This window comes from Flavobacterium sp. TN-1 (assembly GCF_052828645.1).
On sequence record NZ_CM128253.1, the window covers coordinates 3,500,829 to 3,518,268 of the forward strand.

Here is a 17,440-nt window from a genome sequence, read left to right on the forward strand (position 1 = left end):
AATAATTAGTTATTAATTGATATGTTAATATTAATTCTAAGCCCCACAAATTTAGTAGGATTTACTTAGCCTACAACATTTTTAACTATTTTTTATTTATTTTCATAATAAAAACCGCTTTTAAACTAAATTAAAATTATTTTTTGAAAGAAAATACTGATTTTAATATAAGCTATTCTACTCTTGCTTGTTCTGAAAAACGCAGTCCATTTAGTAATTCTTGTGCACTCATTCGTTTTTTACCTGGAAATTGTAAAGATTTTACAATTAAAAAACCTCCTTCTAAAGCAATCTTAATTTCTTTTTTAGTGTGTTCTATTTTTCCTATTGGCAAGTCATGTATTATAATTTCTTTTTCTACTTCATATAATTTTACACTCCATTGTTCTTCTTGATCTATAAAATTACAATATGCAGCTGGATAAGGAGCTAAGCCTCTTATTTGATTATAAATAACATCTAAACTTTTAGTAAAATTTACTTTGCAATTATCCCGATCTAATTTATATGCTGTTTTCATTTCAGGTAAATCTTTTTGTAAAATAGTAACTACTTTCTGACTTTGTATTTTTTCTAAGGTTTCTACAACAGCTTCACAACCTAAATTCATCAAACGATCATGTAATTGTCCTGCATTTTCATTTGGCAAAATAGGTATTTCTTTACTCAAAATGATAGCTCCTGTATCAATTTTATTATCTATAAAAAAGGTAGTAACTCCTGTTTTAGTCTCTCCGTTAATAATAGCCCAATTAATAGGTGCTGCACCGCGGTATTCTGGCAACAATGAAGCATGAAGATTAAAAGTTCCTAATTCTGGCATTTCCCAAACAACAGCGGGTAACATACGAAATGCTACTACAACTTGTAAATTAGCTTCTAAAGATTTTAATTCTTGCAAGAAACTCTCGTCTTTTAGATTTGTTGGTTGTAATAACCGTAATCCTTTTACTAAAGCGTATTCTTTAACCGCTGAATACTTTATTTTTTGCCCTCTTCCTGCGGGTCTATCTGGAGCTGTAATAACTCCAACTACTTCATATTTATTTTCTTTTACAATGGCATCCAAAATTCCTACAGCAAATTCTGGGGTTCCCATAAAAACAATTCGTAACGATTTCATTATTTAAGAATAAATTGGTTTTTATGATTTAATTCAATCATATTATACTCTAGCATTTCCTTTAATATTTCAAAAAGGACTTTTTCTTCTATATCTATTTTTTCTAAAATTTCACGGGATGTCAATTCTTTAGTTTCTAATAATTTTAGTAATTGCTGCACTAGTGTTTCTTTATCAAAGACTTTTTTATTCTTTTTTAGACAATAAGAACAATTTCCACAATCTGAAATTCCTATTTCTCCAAAATAGGTAAGTAATAATTTATTTTTACATTGGTTTTGATCTTTTACATAAGTTATAACTGCCGCCAATTGGCTTTTTTTTGTAAGATTTTGTTTTTCTAGGTATTTAGCTACTCTATTAATCGTATGATCATCTTCTCTTACTTCTAAAAAAGTAATTTTAGATTCATTTTGAACAGTCAGCAATTGCACCATATTTTGTTCTTTTAGTTTATGCAATAGACTTAAAACATTTTCTTCTTTACAAAACGCTTGTTTTGCTACGAAAGAAGCATTTATATTGGCTTGAATTTCAAAAATACCTGGGTAATTTCTTAAAATAGTTGTTATGATGGCTTCTTCATCAGGATGGCGACTTATATAGCGTATTATTTCTTTTGATTCTATTATAAATTGAAGTTGTATTTTTTCGGATTGTTCATTGGAAAGTGAAATAATTCCTTGTCTATCTAAAAATTGCAAAGCCTGAAAAGCTTTTAAAACAGGAAAGTTATAATGTGTACAAAAACGATTTAGACTGAAGGTAAATTCTTCATTAATTCCTTCTCCGTAGGGAATTTGAAAATAATTGCATAATTTTTTATAAATTTCTTTTAAAAAAACAACATCTGGCAAAACATTAATAAATTGTTCTTCAGCATGAATTACATCATTATTGGAAGCAATCATAATAGCAAAGGCTTTTTGTCCTGCTCTGCCTGCTCTGCCTGCTTCTTGGTAATAACTTTCTAGGTTTTCAGGAAGGTTTATATGTATTACGGTTTTTACATTTGGTTTATCAATTCCCATTCCAAAAGCATTTGTTGCAATCATAATAGGACAACTTTCATTCATCCATAATTCCATATTTTTTGTCTTATCCTTATTTGACAAACCTCCGTGATAATAGGTTGTACTAAAACCAATAGAGTTTAATTGATTGGCATAATCAGAACATAGTTTTCTATTTCTAACATATATGATTGATGGTTCTGGATTTTTGACTAAAATTTGCTGGATTTTATAAAGTTTATCTTCTGATTTTATGACATGATAACTTAAATTATCTCGCAAAAATGATTTTTTAAAAATTTTAGGTTTTGTTAAACCTAAAATTTGTTGTATATCTTCTTGAACTTCTGGAGTTGCAGAAGCTGTGAGTGCAACGAAAGGGATTTTAGAAAAATATTTTTTTAACTTATTAATTTTTAAATAGGAAGGTCTAAAATCATGCCCCCACTGAGAAACGCAGTGTGCTTCATCTATTGCTACTAAATGAATGGGCAAATTTTTAATTCGATCTAAAACCCAATCTTGTTCTAATCTTTCTGGAGAGAGATAGAGAAAACGATAATTACCAAACTGACAATTATCTAAAAGTTGTATCAGTTCATCTGTATGGATTCCTCCTGTTAAGGCTATTGCTTTTATACCTCTTTTTTGGAGTTGACTTACTTGGTCTTTCATTAGTGCCACTAATGGTGATATGACTAGACATAATCCTTCATTCATCATTCCTGGAACCTGAAAGCACAAGGACTTGCCTCCTCCTGTAGGGAGAAGTGCAAATGTATCATATCCATCTAAAACGGACTGAACAATTTCATCTTGAATAGGTCTAAAACTCTTATATCCCCAATATTTTTGGAGAATTTGTAATGATTTTTGCAAAAGTTAATTTTTTAAATCAGGCTAAAGTTAAGAACTTTAGCAAACTTATCCAATTACTTTGAGTTGTTCAAAAATAAAATCTACACGATGTTCTACTGTACCAATAGGTACTTCAATAAGTTTATACCCATATTTTTGATACGTAAGTTTTAAGTGTTCATAAATTATCTTTGCTTGGTCAAAATTTTCATAACGTGCTTCATCACTTATGTATATCTCTTCCCAAGGAGGCAAAACAAAGACCGTATCATAACGTGTTTCATGGCATTGAAGATCAAAATGTTCTGGACATTCATCTCCAATAAAATCCATATAAGCTAATACATCTGGGATTCCTCGATCAATAAAAACTAAATGATTTCCTTCATTTTGAGCATTTTCAAATTGTTTAATACGTCCATCCAACAACATTTGACTAAACAGTAATGGTTCTGTTAAAAACAACTGATCAATTCCTTGCCTTTTAGCTTCCAAAGTTACTTCACGTGAAATTTCAGGATAACAAACATATCCTTTTTCAACTAAACTATTGATAATAGTGGTTTTACCTGTACCAGGCCCACCTGTAATTACAACGATTCCTCTTTTCAAAACATCAATTTCAAGGAAGCAAAATTAATCAAACTATTTCTTTTTTAAAAATGAAAATAATTCTTATCTTTAGTAAATATCATTTCATAATATTTTCTTTCTATAACTTCTTTTTTTTATCGGAAAATGATTTGTTGTAAACTCGTTTTATTTTAAAGCTATAAATAAAAAACAAAGTAAAACTCTGACTTTCAAAAAAACCATTAAAAAGCTTATATTTGCCTATATTTATAATATATGAAGATGGATAAAAAAACAACTGAATTTTATATTCGATTAAAAGAGGAATTAAATGCTGTAAATAAAGTTTGGCCTTCAAAATATTTATATAAATTTATAGTTCCTACTGATGTTAATAAAATAAGTGCTGTAGAAAAAGCTTTTAATTGTATGGGGGCTGTAATAGATACTCGCCAATCAAAAAATGGGACTTTTACTAGTATTTCAGTTGATGTCATAATGCCGAATGCTGAAGAAATCATAAAAAAATATCAAGAAGTATCAACCATCGAAGGGATAATTTCACTATAGAATGAGTACAAAATTTAATACAGATCAAATTTTAGAAGCAATTCAATTTTTAGAGTATAACTCTGAAAGGAAATCACTTGTTATACCTGAATACGGCCGCCATCTTCATAACTTGATTAATCAAGCGATTACCGTTGAAAGTAGAGAAGAGCGCAATAAACTAGCAAAGTATATTATTGGTGTAATGGGAGGAATGAATCCCCATTTGCGTGATGTTCCTGATTTTCAACATAAACTTTGGGATCAATTATTTATCATGTCTGATTTCCAATTAGATGTTGATTCTCCTTATCCAATTCCTACTCGCGAGGTAATCAATATGAAAGCAGCTCCTTTAGCATACCCTCAAAACTTTCCAAAATATCGTTTTTATGGTAACAATATCACTTATATGATAGACAAAGCCAATGAATGGGAAAATGGGGATCTTAAAAATGCTTTAATTCGTGTAATTGCAAATCACATGAAAAAAAGCTATTTAAGTTGGAATAAAGACACTGTAACTGACGCTGTCATATTTGAACATTTATATGAATTATCTGGAGGAAAAATAAATCTTTCTTCTTCTACTGAAGAACTTTCCAACACACATGATTTAATGCGTACTAACAAAAGAACATCTAATAAAATGCAAAGTACTAGTAGTAGTAACAACAACAATGGTAAGCATAAAAACCAGAAAAACATTCAGATAAAAAGACCTTTTAAAAAAAATAACTAAGAGCCCACAGAGCTCCATAACTTATAATTCAAAACATGGGAACTTTTAAAATTGAAGGAGGAAAACCTCTTAAAGGAAACGTTCAACCACAAGGTGCAAAAAATGAGGCACTACAAGTTTTATGTCCGGTACTTTTAACTTCTGAAAAAGTACGCATAACGAATATCCCTGATATTATTGATGTTAATAAACTAATTTCATTATTAGGGAATTTGGGTGTTAAGATTCAAAAAAACGGTCCTGGAGATTATACTTTTCAGGCTGATGAAGTAAATATAAATTATTTAAAAACAGAAACTTTCAAAAAAGAAGGAGGAAGTCTTCGTGGTTCCATCATGATTATAGGTCCTTTATTAGCTCGTTTTGGCTGTGGTTATATACCTAAACCAGGTGGAGACAAAATTGGTCGTCGTCGTTTAGACACCCATTTTGAAGGTTTTATAAATTTAGGGGCAAAATTTAGGTACGAAAGAGCGGATCATTTCTATGGAGTAGAAATAGATGGAAGACTTAAAGGAACTTATATGTTATTAGACGAGGCTTCTGTTACGGGAACAGCAAATATTGTAATGGCTGCCGTATTAGCAGAAGGCACAACAACAATATATAATGCAGCATGTGAACCTTATTTACAACAGTTGTGCAAAATGTTAAATGCAATGGGAGCTAAAATCAACGGTATTGGTTCAAATCTCTTAACCATCGAAGGGGTTGAATCATTAGGAGGTTGCGAGCATCGTATTTTACCTGATATGATTGAAATAGGATCTTGGATAGGACTAGCTGCCATGACCCGAAGTGAAATTACAATAAAAAATGTAAGTTGGGAAAATCTTGGTGTTATCCCTAATGTTTTTAGAAAATTAGGTATCACCATTGAAAAAAAAGGAGACGATATTTATATTCCTGCTCACACTAATGGATATGAAATTAAAACAGATATTGATGGTTCTATCCTAACAATAGCCGATGCTCCTTGGCCTGGTTTCACTCCTGATTTATTAAGTATAATATTGGTTGTAGCTACCCAAGCAAAAGGAGATGTCTTAATTCATCAAAAAATGTTTGAAAGCCGTTTGTTTTTTGTTGACAAACTAATTGATATGGGAGCTAAAATAATGCTATGTGATCCTCATAGAGCCGTTGTTATGGGACACAATTTCCAATCACAACTAAAAGCCACAACTATGAGTTCACCGGATATCAGAGCAGGTATTTCCTTATTAATTGCTGCTTTAACAGCTAAAGGCACTAGTACTATTCAAAACATCGAACAAATTGATCGAGGTTATGAACGTATAGATGAACGTTTGAGGGCTTTAGGTGCAAATATTATAAGAGCATAACCCTACTTTAAACACACAAAACTGTCCGAAGAGTAGCATTATAACGTATAATCCATCACTTAGATAATAAATTTTAGTGTACCATTAATAATTAGCCATTTTTTTACTTCCTTCAAAATCTCCTTTGAGTTGACTAGGATGAAGTTAATTAGATAAAGCCAAATATGATGATACAATTATACTTCTTTAGGACAGTTTCTTGAAATAAAAACTACAAACTAAATATCTTTTTTTGGAAACTTATCTTATCATTATACTTTGTTTCGCTTCATTTATTGCAGGATTCATCGATGCTATCGCTGGAGGAGGAGGACTCATACAAACTCCCGTAGCTCTGATTTTACTTCCTAATCTTTCTATTTCTAATTTAATAGGGTCGCTAAAAGTACCCGCGATTACAGGAACTTCTATTGCAGCAGTTCAGTATCTAAAAAATGTCACTATGTACTGGAAATCATTACTAATTATGGCTTTTTTTTCCTTTTTTAGTGCTTTTTGGGGTTCTTATTTACTTACATTAGTAAGCAATTATTTCATGAAACCATTATTATTCTTCATTTTAATTGCACTCGCTTTTTATACTTTCATAAAAAAGGATTTCGGTATTCATCAACCCAAAAACATTTCTAAAAATAATTTTTTATTTCTTGGTTGTATTATTAGTAGTCTTATAGGATTTTATGATGGTTTTATAGGTCCTGGTACAGGAAGCTTTTTAATTGTTTCTTTTATTGTTATTTTAGGACTTGATTTTTTACACGCTTCTGCACATGCTAAATTAATTAATATAGCTTCCAACATTGGCTCTTTATGTTTATTTATCTTAAAAGGTAAAATTATTTGGATTATAGCAATTCCTATGGCTATCTGCAATGGTTTAGGTGGATGGCTAGGAGCAAAAATAGCCATCAAAAAAGGAAATCAAGTTATTAGAATTTTCTTTTTAACAGTCGTTATAGGTACTCTAATACGACTAAGCTATGATATTTTTATAAAGTAAATTTTCTTTTACGAGCTGCATATCTATTACAAAACTAAGAATGTTAATCGTTTCTATAAAAACAAAAATATTCTGGCATCATTTAACAAAACTTTCCAAAGCTAATCGGTAACTTTCTAATCCAAAACCTAAGATTACACCTTTGGCATTAGGAGAAATATAGGACTGATGACGAAATTCTTCTCGTGAAAAAGTATTTGATATATGTACTTCTACTACTGGAGTCATAATTGCTTTTACACAATCTCCTATTCCTATAGAGGTATGAGTATAAGCACCTGCATTTAATACAATACCATCATGAGAAAAACCTATTTGTTGTAATTTATCTATTATCTCTCCTTCTATATTACTCTGAAAATAGGACAATTCTATAAAAGGGAATCTTTGTTCTAACTCTTTAAAAAAATCCTCAAAAGTTTTACTTCCATAAATTTCTGGCTCTCTACGTCCTAATAAATTAAGATTAGGTCCGTTTATAATACATATTTTCATTGATTTAGATTTTTGTAAAAATAAAAAAACCATTCTATTAAGAATGATTTTTTTATTTTTTATGTTATATTTTAAAACAATACTCCTAATGAAAGCTGTCCCACACTATTTTTAATATCCACATTCTTTCCAATTTCGGTGAGACCTAAAACATATCTTCCTTGAATAAATAAACGGTCTGTAAGTTTAACACCTAATCCTGCATTAGCACTAAAATCAAGTGTTTTTACATCTGTTTGCCAATTAACCTTTTTAGAAGCTAACCATGAAAACTGAGGTCCTAATTCTAAACTTAATGTTTTCCCTAAATCTATTTTAGTCATAAGAGGTAATGAAACATATCCTAACTCTGATTTAAACTCTTGAAAAGCGTAATCATAAGTTGCTCCTTGTGTAGAATATAATAATTCTGGTTGTAGATTAAAACCTTCTAAAACTTTAATTTGAGCAATTAAACCTGCATGATAACTCGTTAATGCTTTTGTTTGTAAAGTAGTACTTTTAAAATTAGCATAATTTGCACCTGCTTTTATCCCTAATGTGATCAACTGAGCCCTTCCTGTAAAAATAACAAGAAACAAGAGCAATATAAAAAGTGGCTTCTTCATATTATAAATAATTTATAGTTAAACCTTTTAGTCAATAAAATCTCTAAAAATATTAAACAAATTTCACAAAAAAAGAGGTTTACATCCTAAAAACAGATATTTTTTACTTTTAATGTAAATTCTGACATTTATAATTTGCAGAGTATTTCTTTTTTTCTCTAAATTAGCAAAAAAATTAAATTAACTAAAATGAAAAAATTTTTATTAACTGCTGCTGCAGTTTTTGCTTTCGGTTTTGCTAATGCGCAAGAATCTTTCAAACCTGTTAAAGGTACTTTAACTACAGAAGTAGGTGTTACAGGAGGTATTTTAAATACTAAATTTGACGCTATTGGTGGAGCTGCTAAATTTAGATATTTTATAAAAGATGATTTAGCTGTTAGAGCTGGTTTAGGTTTAGGTAGTAATAAGAGAGAAGAGAACTCTATCGTAAACCAAAATACTCCTTTAGAATTTACTACAACTGAAGTTGCTAGAACAACGAACAGAGTTATCACATTAGGAGCTGAAAAGCATTTTGCAGGAACAGATCGTTTATCAACTTATGTAGGAGCTGATATTGTTTTTGGTTTTACAGGAGCAGAGCACAAAAATACTCAATCAAACAATAATAACTCTACAACGGTAGTTGGTTCAGTTAACGCTCTTGGAGTAAATGGAGTTGGTTCTTCTACTTTTGGTGTTAGAGCTACAGTAGGTGCTGATTATTATTTTACTAAAAAATTATACCTTGGAGTAGAAGTTGGATTAGGTTACAATTCTGGAACACAAGATGCTGTTGAAACCACAATAGTAAATGGAAACACAACTACAGTAACAAAAACTGGAGAAGGAAAAGTTTCAAACACATACACTAACGCAATTGGTGGTTTAAAATTAGGTTTCCAATTCTAATATTAAAACGAAATCAATAAAAACAAAACCTCGGATGATTCCGAGGTTTTATTTTATAAATAATAACATAGTCTTATGAATTGGCAAAACCTTTTAAAAGATTACCAGCATTATTTAAAACTCGAAAGAGCTCTTTCTAAAAATTCTATTGAAAATTATACAATGGATATAGAGAAGTTAATACAATATCTTTCACATTACAATCTAAACTACTCTCCCATAAATATTAAAGAAGAAATCATTCAAGATTTCATATATTATACTGCCAATAATATTAACCCAAGGAGTCAAGCTCGTTTAATTTCAGGATTAAAAAGTTTTTTTGGTTATCTTATTTTTGAAAACTATCGAGAAGACAACCCCCTAGAATTAATAGAAAGCCCAAAATTAGGAAGAAAGCTACCTGATATACTTAGCATTGAAAATATAGATCATTTAATCAATGCCATTGATCTTTCTACCCCTGAAGGCGAACGTAATCGAGCCATATTAGAGACGCTGTATAGTTGTGGACTTCGAGTTTCTGAACTAATTACTTTAAAAATCTCAGATTTGTTTTTTGAGGAGGGATTTATCAAAATAACGGGAAAAGGAAACAAACAGCGTTTTGTTCCTATAAATGAACTCACTCAAAAATATATTACTTTTTACAAAAATCAAATTCGTTGTCATCTCAAAATTCAAAAAGGAGATGAAGATACTTTATTCCTTAATAGAAGAGGAAAACAACTTACTCGAGCTATGATTTTTACAATCATCAAAGATTTGGCAAAGAAAATAAACTTAAACAAAACAATTAGTCCACATACTTTTAGACATTCGTTTGCCACTCATTTATTAGAAAATGGTGCTGATCTTCGATCTATTCAAATGATGTTAGGACATGAAAGCATTACTACTACAGAAATCTATATGCACCTTGATCGCACTCATCTGAATCAGGTTCTTCACAAATACCATCCCAGAAGTAAAAATCATATTTAATTCAAACAAGGTGTTCTTCTATTTTCAAGAAAATCTTAGAACACCTTGTTTATTATTTATTGTAAAATCTCAAATAGTGCATCAAAAGACATTGTTTTTTGTTCACCTGATTGAAGATTTTTTAAATTGTATTGATCTTTTTTCATTTCCTCTTCTCCTACTATGATAGCGAAAGGAATACCTCTTTTATCAGCATATTGAAACTGTTTACCAATTTTTACTGAATCAGGATACAACTCTACTTTTATCCCTAATTGGCGTAATTTAGTTATGGCTTTCATTGAAAACAAAGCTTCCTCGGTTCCATAGTTTAAAAAGATAGCTTTAGAAGTAGCCGTTACTGTTTCAGGAAATAAACCTAACTCTTCCACAACTAAATAAATTCGATCTAAACCAAATGATATTCCTACCCCACTCATATTTTTTAGACCAAAAATACCTGTCAAATCATCATATCTTCCACCACCACCAATAGATCCCATACTTACTCCTATAGGCGCTGAGACTTCAAATATAGCCCCCGTATAATAATTTAGTCCTCGTGCAAGAGTCACGTCTAAGTCTAATTTAGAATCCTGAAGTCCTACCGCTAATATATTTTGGCAAATAAATTGTAATTCTTCTACTCCTTTCATTCCTTCATTAGAATTTTCTAAGAGTTTTGAAAGTTTTTCTATTTTTTCAGTTATTGTTCCTGTAAAATTAAAAAGAGGTTGTATTTTTTGAATAGCTGCTTCAGTAATTCCTTTTTCTAGCATTTCTTTTTTCACGCCATCTTCTCCAATTTTATCTAATTTATCTAGAGCTACGGTAAAATCTATTAACTTATCAGAAGCTCCTATTACCTCAGCTATACCTGATAAAATTTTACGATTATTAATTTTAATAGTTACTCCTTTTAAACCTAAATCAGTAAAAACAGCATCGTATAACTGAACTAATTCTACTTCTTGCCATAACGAAGTAGACCCAACCACGTCTGCATCGCATTGATAAAATTCTCTAAATCGTCCTTTTTGAGGTCTATCTGCTCTCCAAACAGGTTGCATTTGATAACGTTTGAATGGAAACTCAATTTCATTTTGATGTTGAACCACATAACGCGCAAACGGAACAGTCAAATCATAACGAAGTGCTTTTTCAGAAATTTTATTAGTAAATTGATTTAATTCTATTAATTGTTCTGTTGAAATTGTCTCTGCAGAATTCGTTTGTAATTGCTCAATACTAATAGGTAAATCAATTTTTCTTTTATTAAAAAAATAATTTCCTGAATTTAAAATTTTAAATATCAATCGGTCTCCTTCTTCTCCATATTTCCCCATTAATGTTTCTGAATTTTCAAAAGTAGGTGTTTCTATAGGTTGAAATCCAAAACGTTCAAAATGATTCCGAATGATTCCGAATATATAATTTCTTTTAGCTACTTCTGAAGGTGAAAAATCACGAGTCCCTTTTGGAATAGATGGTTTCATTATTTTTTATATTAAGTTAAAACTATAGATTCATTAGCTTATCTATACAAACAACGAATTAAAATTCTTAAAATGCTAAGCTATTATCTTCTGCAAATATCTTATTTTTTCGAAGAAAACTAAAATTTTGATTTTAATTGTAACATTTCACCAAACTGATAGACTAATATGGGTATATGATAGGATTAGTAAAAGAAAATATCAAAATTGCCTTAAATGTTATCCGTACTCAATTCTTACGAACTACGTTAACGGCCTTAATTATTGCTATCGGAATAATGGCTCTTGTTGGAATATTAACTGTAGTATCTGCTCTAAGTAACACTATTACTAAAGATTTTACCTCTATGGGAGCTAATACCTTTTCTATTAGTCAGTACAAAGACGAAATAAAGAGACATAAAAAGGGAAAACAACATCAAAAAATAAATCCTATAATTACTTATTCTCAAGCACAATTTTTTAAAGAAAAATACAATTTTCCTTTCACTTATACTTCTATTTCGTTTATTGCTACTACTACAGCAGAGATAAAATATGAAAATAAAAAAACAGATCCTGAAGTAAGCGTATTAGGGATAGATGAAAATTATACTATAAATGCTGGTTTTGAAATTGCTAAGGGACGAAATTTTTCGACATTAGACATTAGTAATAATCATCCTGTATGTTTATTAGGGGCTGATTTTGAAAAAAAACTTTTAGCAAATATTAATCCATTAGACAAAACTATTAGTATACGAGGTGCTAAATTCAAAGTAATTGGTATTTTAAAAGAAAAAGGATCTAGTTTTGGAAACAAACAAGATTTAAGGGTACTCATTCCTTTACAGGTAGCCCGATCTCTTTTTAGTGCTCCTAATATTAATTACACAACTAGTGTAATGACCTCTAGAAAAGAGTTTTTAGACCTTGCTATAGATGATGCCACTCTAAAAATGCGTATTATTAGAAAATTAAATCCCGTAGAAGACAATGATTTTGGCATTTCAAGAAGTGATGACCTCATTCGAAGAATTATTGAGCTCACTTCCTATCTTGATATTTCAGCTTGGGTTATAGGAATTATAACCATCTTTGGATCTTCTATTGCACTCATGAATATCATGCTTGTTTCTGTTACAGAAAGAACTCGTGAAATTGGAACACGAAAAGCTTTAGGAGCTAAAAGAACAACCATTGCTTTTCAATTTTTTATGGAAACCTTAATCATTGGGCAATTGGGTGGATTGGTAGGAACAATAGGAGGCATATCAATAGGATATGGATTTGCTACTTTATTAGAATTTGACTTTGTAATTCCCTGGATCGCTATTATTTCTGCATTTATTGTTTGTTTTATAGTAGCGATCATTTCTGGTTCTTACCCCGCTTTAAAAGCTTCTAAACTTGATCCCATAGAAGCTTTACGATATGAATAAATTTATTTTAAATTACAAAATCAACATAGCACAGATAAACGTTTGTTTTTTTGTCAAATTAAAAAACTAGATTTTTCGCCTATTAACATCCTATCGTTTCCATAAATATCTTTACGTAAATCAACATTTTCGAACTGTAATTCTTTCATTAACTCTACCATTTCTTTTCCCAAATACTGATTTATTTCAAAAAAAAGACATCCTTTTTCAGTCAACCCTTTTATAGCTAATTGGGCTATTTTTTTGTAAAAAATCAAGGGGTTTGTATCCTCTACAAACAATGCTAAATGAGGTTCATAGTCTAAAACATTTTTCTTTATTTCTATTTTTTCTGCGTTTCGAACATAAGGAGGATTAGAAACAATAATATCAAATGTAGATTCTAATTTTTCTAAAATCAATATATCTTGATGAATAAAATGGACTGTTGCATTATTTTTTCTAGCATTTCTTTCTGCTACTTCAAGGGTTTTTAAAGAAACATCTATCGCGTAAACCTCTGCCATTGGAATATTTTTTGCCAATGAAATAGCAATACACCCTGTTCCTGTTCCTATATCCAAAATTTTAATTTTTTGTTCTTTTTTAAAGGTTGAAACGGTTTTAATAATCCAATCAACTAACTCTTCTGTTTCAGGTCTAGGAATTAATGTATGCTCATTAACATAGAAAGACATTCCAAAAAAATTAGTTTCACCCAAAATATACTGTATAGGTTTTTCTTGTTTTAATTGACCTAAAACCGTTTCCCATTGCAACAATTGTAGTGCATCTAATTCTAAATAAGGATTCAAAACAAAATCAATTCTTTTCATAGCATGAAAAGCTTCTAGCAGCAAGTAAAAGAAGCTTTCTATTTCCTTTGATTCATAAATTTTCATTAATTCTTTTTCAAATTGTACCTTATACTCTTTTAGTAACATACTCTTCTTTTTATCTAAATTATAATTCTTTCAACATCCAAATAGGACAAGCTGAATGACCTGTATTTCCCATGGGTTCAGACAAATATATAAATCCTGATTTTAAATATAATCTTTGGGCTTTTTCCATAGTGGTTAAAGTTTCTAAATAACATTTTTCAAACCCCATTTCCTTTGCTTTATCAAGACAAATCTTCATCATTTGAGTCCCCCATCCTTTTCCTCTTACTGAAGATAAAAAATACATTTTTTGCAATTCGCAAACTTCTGTGGTAGCATTTTTTAAAGGAGCTATACCTGCGCAACCTACTATTTTTCCTGAAAGTTCTAATATAAAATAAGCTGATTGAATCTTTTGATAAGTTTCAAACATAACATCCAATTGTGGATCTTCATAAGCAGTTCCTTCCTTAGGAGCCTTATACTCTTCTAAAACGGTTCGAATTAGAGCTGCTACCTCTCTATTATCTTCTTTCCTTATCAATCGAATCATATCTCTTAATCTTAATTTAATTCACAAAAATCTAAAATCTTATTTACTTGGTATTTTTCCGTCATCAATTTATTATTTTTGTGTGGTGAAGATACATCAAAAATATATATATCGTTGTATAGAATTAGCTAAAAATGGATTAGGGACTACATATCCTAATCCGTTAGTAGGAAGTGTAATTGTACATCATAATTTGATCATAGGTGAAGGTTGGCACCAGAAATCAGGAAAGGCTCATGCCGAAGTCAATGCTATAAACTCGGTAAAAAACAAAGAAATGTTAGCTGAATCTACAATTTATGTTAGTCTTGAACCTTGTAGTCATTTTGGCAAAACACCTCCGTGCGCAGATTTAATTATTCAACACAAAATACCGAAAGTAGTGATTGGTACCATAGATCCTTTTGCGAAAGTATGCGGAGCAGGTATAAAAAAACTAAAAGATGCTGGTTGCGAAGTAATTGTAGGAGTATTAGAAAAAGAATGCCAAGAACTTAATAAACGTTTTTTTACTTTTCATCAAAAGAAACGTCCTTATATTGTTTTAAAATGGGCAGAAACAGCAAATGGCTTAATAGCTCCTTCTCATAAAAACATTCAAAAACCCGTATGGATCAGTAATTTATACAGTAGACAATTGACTCATAAATGGAGAACAGAAGAACAAGCTATTTTAATAGGAACTAAAACTGCTCTTGATGACAATCCACAACTAACTGTTAGAGATTGGCAAGGAACAAATCCTGTAAGAATAGTTTTAGATAAAAAAAATATAATTTCAAAAGAAAATCTTATATTTGATAAATCAGCTCCAACTTTCATTTTAGATGAAGCAGTTTTAGACAACAACACAAACTCTGTTTCTTCTATAATTGAGTGGATCTATCAAAATCAAATCCAATCTGTCATAATTGAAGGGGGTAGTCGTACATTACAACACTTTATAGATCATGATTGCTGGGATGAAGCTCGTGTTTTTAAAAGTACAAGTATATTTCCAGAAGGAGTTACCGCTCCTTTTATCTCTAGTAAGAATGTAAAAAGTAAAAAAATATTGAATAATGAACTTTTAATTTTTTCAAATTATGATTAACAATATTATTTTCGATTTCGGCAATGTTTTTATGAATTTAAATAAAAAGGCTTGTCTTGAAGCTCTTAAAAAATTGGGGCTTTCAGAATGGGATGACCATTTTGAAAAAATTAATCAAGATTTTGAAAAAGGAAAAATATCAGAAGTTCATTTTTTAATTGAATTAAAAAAAAGAATGCCCAATGCTTCTATAGATGATATCCGTATTGCTTGGAACGCTACTATAAATGATTTTCCTCTTTCACGACTTGAATTTTTACAAAAATTATCTCACAGATATAAACTTTATCTTTTAAGCAACATAGATGAAATACGCATTGCCAAATTTGAACATCGCGTAGGAATGACCTTTGCTCGAGAATTTTATCAATGTTTTGAAAAAGTATATTTTTCATCTGAAATAGGTTTTCGAAAACCTGAAAAAGAAGCTTTTGAATTTATTCTTAAAAAACATGAATTAACCCCTAAAAGAACCTTATTTGTAGATCATGAAAAACAAAATATAGAAATAGCCTCTTCACTAGGTATGCACGTATGGCATTTACAAATAGAAAAAGAAGAAGTAACAAATCTCCTTTCTAAAAAAGAAATCCCTTTTTGATGGATTTTCATTTTATATCCAAAAACAATATTTTTGCGTTAAATTTTGAACTTATTGAACACAAAAGATACTTATACAACACTCCAGGAAGCTTCTCCCGAAGTTTTATACAAAGAAAAAAACAGTAAGTTTTACGGCTATGCTTTTCCTGTAACCAACGAAGACCAAATTAAAACGCATTTAGAACACCTTAAAAAAAAACATTATACAGCCAGACACTGGTGTTATGCTTGGCAACTTGGCACAACTCAAAAACACTATCGAGCAAATGATGACGGAGAACCCAATAACAGTGCAGGAATGCCTATATATGGTCAAATTCAGTCATTTGACTTAACTAACATACTCGTTGTGGTAGTACGTTATTTTGGCGGCACAAAATTAGGCGTTGGAGGATTAATTTCTGCCTATAGAGAAAGTGCTAAGATGGCACTAGAAACTTCGTTCTTAATAGAAAAAACAATTGATATTCAATATAAGATAAATTTTGACTATAAAAACATAAACAAAGTTATGAGAGTCATAAAAGAAAAGGATCTAAACGTAATTTCACAAAGAATGGAAGAAAGCTGCGAACTTATCATTTCAACAAGACAAAAAAATGCTGATATGGTTTTCAGCATCTTCTCATCTATTTTTGAAGTAACAATAACGGAACTCTAAAAAGTTTTCAACAACTCTTCTAAATATTCAGGAGGGGTTATAGGTCTACCTGATTTAGCATCTACAAAAACCAATATAGAGTTAGCCGTTGTTAATAACTCTTGCGATTCATTATAAATTTCATAATCAAATTCCAGCTTAACAGAAGATTGACTTTTAAAAATTGTTCTAATAGTAAGCAAGTCATCATAGTGTGCTGGTTTTTTATAATTCATACTCAATGACACTAATGGCAAGAACACGCCGTTTTCTTCCATCCACTTATAAGAAACCCCCAGATTTCTAAGCCATTCCACTCGCCCCATTTCAAAATACTGCGCATAATTACCGTGGTAAACAACCCCCATTTGATCCGTTTCAGCATAACGGACACGCACTTGAATGTCAAATTTTTTCATACTATTTATCTTACTTTTTTATGTTTTATTTAAAGTGAAAATTCAATTCTTACAATAAAATTTCTACAAAATCAAGATCAAAAAAATTTTTTTTAAAGAATTTTATCAACCATCTTTGCTATCCCGATTGACCCTAAATCTTGACCTGAATTTTGTCAAGTAAAACCTTAAAATTAACACAATTAAGA

At 30.3% G+C, this 17,440-nt stretch carries 19 protein-coding genes; 10 read left to right on the forward strand and 9 right to left on the reverse strand.

Annotated elements, in window-relative coordinates:
- Window positions 1-172: 172 nt before the first annotated feature.
- Genes fmt through ACUXZJ_RS15855 form a run of 3 tightly spaced genes read right to left on the reverse strand, consistent with a single transcriptional unit; the run spans window position 173 to window position 3,606 of the window.
- Window positions 173-1,123, reverse strand: a complete 951-nt coding sequence (fmt, locus tag ACUXZJ_RS15845) for a methionyl-tRNA formyltransferase (protein ID WP_060382843.1) — start codon at window positions 1,121-1,123, stop codon at window positions 173-175.
- Entirely contained in the window at window positions 1,123-3,015 is a 1,893-nt protein-coding gene (locus ACUXZJ_RS15850; RefSeq protein WP_060382844.1) for a RecQ family ATP-dependent DNA helicase, read from the reverse strand. Before ACUXZJ_RS15850 ends, fmt begins: the two co-directional genes overlap by 1 nt.
- Window positions 3,016-3,060: 45 nt before the next feature.
- Entirely contained in the window at window positions 3,061-3,606 is a 546-nt protein-coding gene (locus tag ACUXZJ_RS15855) for an AAA family ATPase (RefSeq protein WP_060382845.1), read from the reverse strand.
- A 243-nt stretch (window positions 3,607-3,849) separates the two neighbouring features.
- Here ACUXZJ_RS15855 and ACUXZJ_RS15860 point away from each other — a divergent pair, with 243 nt between their 5' ends.
- The 4 genes from ACUXZJ_RS15860 to ACUXZJ_RS15875 all read left to right on the forward strand — a co-directional run bounded on the left by ACUXZJ_RS15860 (window position 3,850) and on the right by ACUXZJ_RS15875 (window position 7,204).
- Complete coding sequence (locus ACUXZJ_RS15860; protein ID WP_088419198.1) at window positions 3,850-4,137, forward strand: DUF493 family protein; 288 nt, start codon at window positions 3,850-3,852, stop codon at window positions 4,135-4,137.
- A gap of 1 nt (window position 4,138) precedes the next feature.
- Window positions 4,139-4,858, forward strand: a complete 720-nt coding sequence (locus ACUXZJ_RS15865) for a DUF4290 domain-containing protein (protein WP_060382847.1) — start codon at window positions 4,139-4,141, stop codon at window positions 4,856-4,858.
- A gap of 35 nt (window positions 4,859-4,893) precedes the next feature.
- Window positions 4,894-6,204 carry a UDP-N-acetylglucosamine 1-carboxyvinyltransferase gene (gene murA, locus ACUXZJ_RS15870; RefSeq protein ID WP_060382848.1) on the forward strand — a complete coding sequence of 437 codons (1,311 nt, stop codon included), beginning with the start codon at window positions 4,894-4,896 and terminating at the stop codon, window positions 6,202-6,204.
- Window positions 6,205-6,436: 232 nt separating this feature from the next.
- The gene (locus tag ACUXZJ_RS15875) at window positions 6,437-7,204 is read left to right on the forward strand and encodes a sulfite exporter TauE/SafE family protein (RefSeq protein ID WP_060382849.1); all 768 of its coding nucleotides are present in this window, start codon (window positions 6,437-6,439) and stop codon (window positions 7,202-7,204) included.
- A 78-nt stretch (window positions 7,205-7,282) separates the two neighbouring features.
- Here ACUXZJ_RS15875 and aroQ read toward each other — a convergent pair whose 3' ends face one another.
- Both aroQ and ACUXZJ_RS15885 read right to left on the reverse strand, forming a co-directional pair.
- Window positions 7,283-7,699 (reverse strand): type II 3-dehydroquinate dehydratase, encoded by a 417-nt coding sequence (aroQ, locus tag ACUXZJ_RS15880; protein WP_060382850.1) that lies wholly within the window; start codon window positions 7,697-7,699, stop codon window positions 7,283-7,285.
- Window positions 7,700-7,770: 71 nt separating this feature from the next.
- The gene (locus ACUXZJ_RS15885) at window positions 7,771-8,307 is read right to left on the reverse strand and encodes a porin family protein (RefSeq protein ID WP_060382851.1); all 537 of its coding nucleotides are present in this window, start codon (window positions 8,305-8,307) and stop codon (window positions 7,771-7,773) included.
- Between the two features lie 189 nt (window positions 8,308-8,496).
- On the opposite strand from ACUXZJ_RS15885, the gene ACUXZJ_RS15890 reads away from it, so the two are divergent.
- On the forward strand, window positions 8,497-9,201 hold the full coding sequence (locus tag ACUXZJ_RS15890) for a hypothetical protein (protein WP_060382852.1): 705 nt from the start codon (window positions 8,497-8,499) through the stop codon (window positions 9,199-9,201).
- A 75-nt stretch (window positions 9,202-9,276) separates the two neighbouring features.
- Entirely contained in the window at window positions 9,277-10,185 is a 909-nt protein-coding gene (gene xerD / locus ACUXZJ_RS15895) for a site-specific tyrosine recombinase XerD (protein WP_088419206.1), read from the forward strand.
- 56 nt (window positions 10,186-10,241) lie between these two features.
- Here the strand turns inward: xerD and hisS are convergent, their stop codons facing one another.
- Window positions 10,242-11,660 (reverse strand): histidine--tRNA ligase, encoded by a 1,419-nt coding sequence (gene hisS / locus ACUXZJ_RS15900; protein WP_060382854.1) that lies wholly within the window; start codon window positions 11,658-11,660, stop codon window positions 10,242-10,244.
- 176 nt (window positions 11,661-11,836) lie between these two features.
- Here hisS and ACUXZJ_RS15905 point away from each other — a divergent pair, with 176 nt between their 5' ends.
- Complete coding sequence (locus ACUXZJ_RS15905) at window positions 11,837-13,081, forward strand: ABC transporter permease (protein ID WP_063743131.1); 1,245 nt, start codon at window positions 11,837-11,839, stop codon at window positions 13,079-13,081.
- A gap of 53 nt (window positions 13,082-13,134) precedes the next feature.
- Here the strand turns inward: ACUXZJ_RS15905 and prmC are convergent, their stop codons facing one another.
- Together prmC and ACUXZJ_RS15915 are read right to left on the reverse strand one after the other, a co-directional pair.
- Window positions 13,135-14,004, reverse strand: coding sequence for a peptide chain release factor N(5)-glutamine methyltransferase (gene prmC, locus ACUXZJ_RS15910; RefSeq protein ID WP_060382856.1), 870 nt, complete (start codon window positions 14,002-14,004; stop codon window positions 13,135-13,137).
- Between the two features lie 19 nt (window positions 14,005-14,023).
- The gene (locus ACUXZJ_RS15915) at window positions 14,024-14,497 is read right to left on the reverse strand and encodes a GNAT family N-acetyltransferase (RefSeq protein WP_060382857.1); all 474 of its coding nucleotides are present in this window, start codon (window positions 14,495-14,497) and stop codon (window positions 14,024-14,026) included.
- A gap of 85 nt (window positions 14,498-14,582) precedes the next feature.
- Between ACUXZJ_RS15915 and ribD the strand changes: the two genes are divergently transcribed.
- The 3 genes from ribD to ACUXZJ_RS15930 are packed head-to-tail and all read left to right on the forward strand — an operon-like array spanning window position 14,583 to window position 16,854.
- Entirely contained in the window at window positions 14,583-15,590 is a 1,008-nt protein-coding gene (gene ribD, locus ACUXZJ_RS15920; RefSeq protein ID WP_060382858.1) for a bifunctional diaminohydroxyphosphoribosylaminopyrimidine deaminase/5-amino-6-(5-phosphoribosylamino)uracil reductase RibD, read from the forward strand.
- The gene (locus ACUXZJ_RS15925; protein ID WP_060382859.1) at window positions 15,583-16,191 is read left to right on the forward strand and encodes an HAD family hydrolase; all 609 of its coding nucleotides are present in this window, start codon (window positions 15,583-15,585) and stop codon (window positions 16,189-16,191) included. Before ribD ends, ACUXZJ_RS15925 begins: the two co-directional genes overlap by 8 nt.
- Before the next feature lie 54 nt (window positions 16,192-16,245).
- A complete protein-coding gene (locus tag ACUXZJ_RS15930) occupies window positions 16,246-16,854 on the forward strand; it encodes an IMPACT family protein (protein ID WP_063743132.1) in 609 nt (202 codons plus the stop codon).
- Here ACUXZJ_RS15930 and ACUXZJ_RS15935 read toward each other — a convergent pair.
- A complete protein-coding gene (locus ACUXZJ_RS15935) occupies window positions 16,851-17,252 on the reverse strand; it encodes an acyl-CoA thioesterase (RefSeq protein ID WP_063743133.1) in 402 nt (133 codons plus the stop codon). The two genes, ACUXZJ_RS15930 and ACUXZJ_RS15935, sit on opposite strands and share 4 nt — an antisense overlap.
- Window positions 17,253-17,440 lie beyond the last annotated feature (188 nt).

Excerpts from the sequence above, each read along its gene's own strand:
- xerD (WP_088419206.1), top strand. The coding sequence starts at position 9,277 with ATGAATTGGCAAAACCTTTTAAAAGATTACCAGCATTATTTAAAACTC.
- ACUXZJ_RS15915 (WP_060382857.1), bottom strand. The coding sequence starts at position 14,497 with ATGATTCGATTGATAAGGAAAGAAGATAATAGAGAGGTAGCAGCTCTA.
- ACUXZJ_RS15925 (WP_060382859.1), top strand. The coding sequence starts at position 15,583 with ATGATTAACAATATTATTTTCGATTTCGGCAATGTTTTTATGAATTTA.
- fmt (WP_060382843.1), bottom strand. The coding sequence starts at position 1,123 with ATGAAATCGTTACGAATTGTTTTTATGGGAACCCCAGAATTTGCTGTA.
- ACUXZJ_RS15905 (WP_063743131.1), top strand. The coding sequence starts at position 11,837 with ATGATAGGATTAGTAAAAGAAAATATCAAAATTGCCTTAAATGTTATC.
- ACUXZJ_RS15935 (WP_063743133.1), bottom strand. The coding sequence starts at position 17,252 with ATGAAAAAATTTGACATTCAAGTGCGTGTCCGTTATGCTGAAACGGAT.
- ACUXZJ_RS15885 (WP_060382851.1), bottom strand. The coding sequence starts at position 8,307 with ATGAAGAAGCCACTTTTTATATTGCTCTTGTTTCTTGTTATTTTTACA.
- prmC (WP_060382856.1), bottom strand. The coding sequence starts at position 14,004 with ATGTTACTAAAAGAGTATAAGGTACAATTTGAAAAAGAATTAATGAAA.
- aroQ (WP_060382850.1), bottom strand. The coding sequence starts at position 7,699 with ATGAAAATATGTATTATAAACGGACCTAATCTTAATTTATTAGGACGT.
- ACUXZJ_RS15865 (WP_060382847.1), top strand. The coding sequence starts at position 4,139 with ATGAGTACAAAATTTAATACAGATCAAATTTTAGAAGCAATTCAATTT.
- ACUXZJ_RS15860 (WP_088419198.1), top strand. The coding sequence starts at position 3,850 with ATGGATAAAAAAACAACTGAATTTTATATTCGATTAAAAGAGGAATTA.
- ACUXZJ_RS15890 (WP_060382852.1), top strand. The coding sequence starts at position 8,497 with ATGAAAAAATTTTTATTAACTGCTGCTGCAGTTTTTGCTTTCGGTTTT.
- murA (WP_060382848.1), top strand. The coding sequence starts at position 4,894 with ATGGGAACTTTTAAAATTGAAGGAGGAAAACCTCTTAAAGGAAACGTT.
- hisS (WP_060382854.1), bottom strand. The coding sequence starts at position 11,660 with ATGAAACCATCTATTCCAAAAGGGACTCGTGATTTTTCACCTTCAGAA.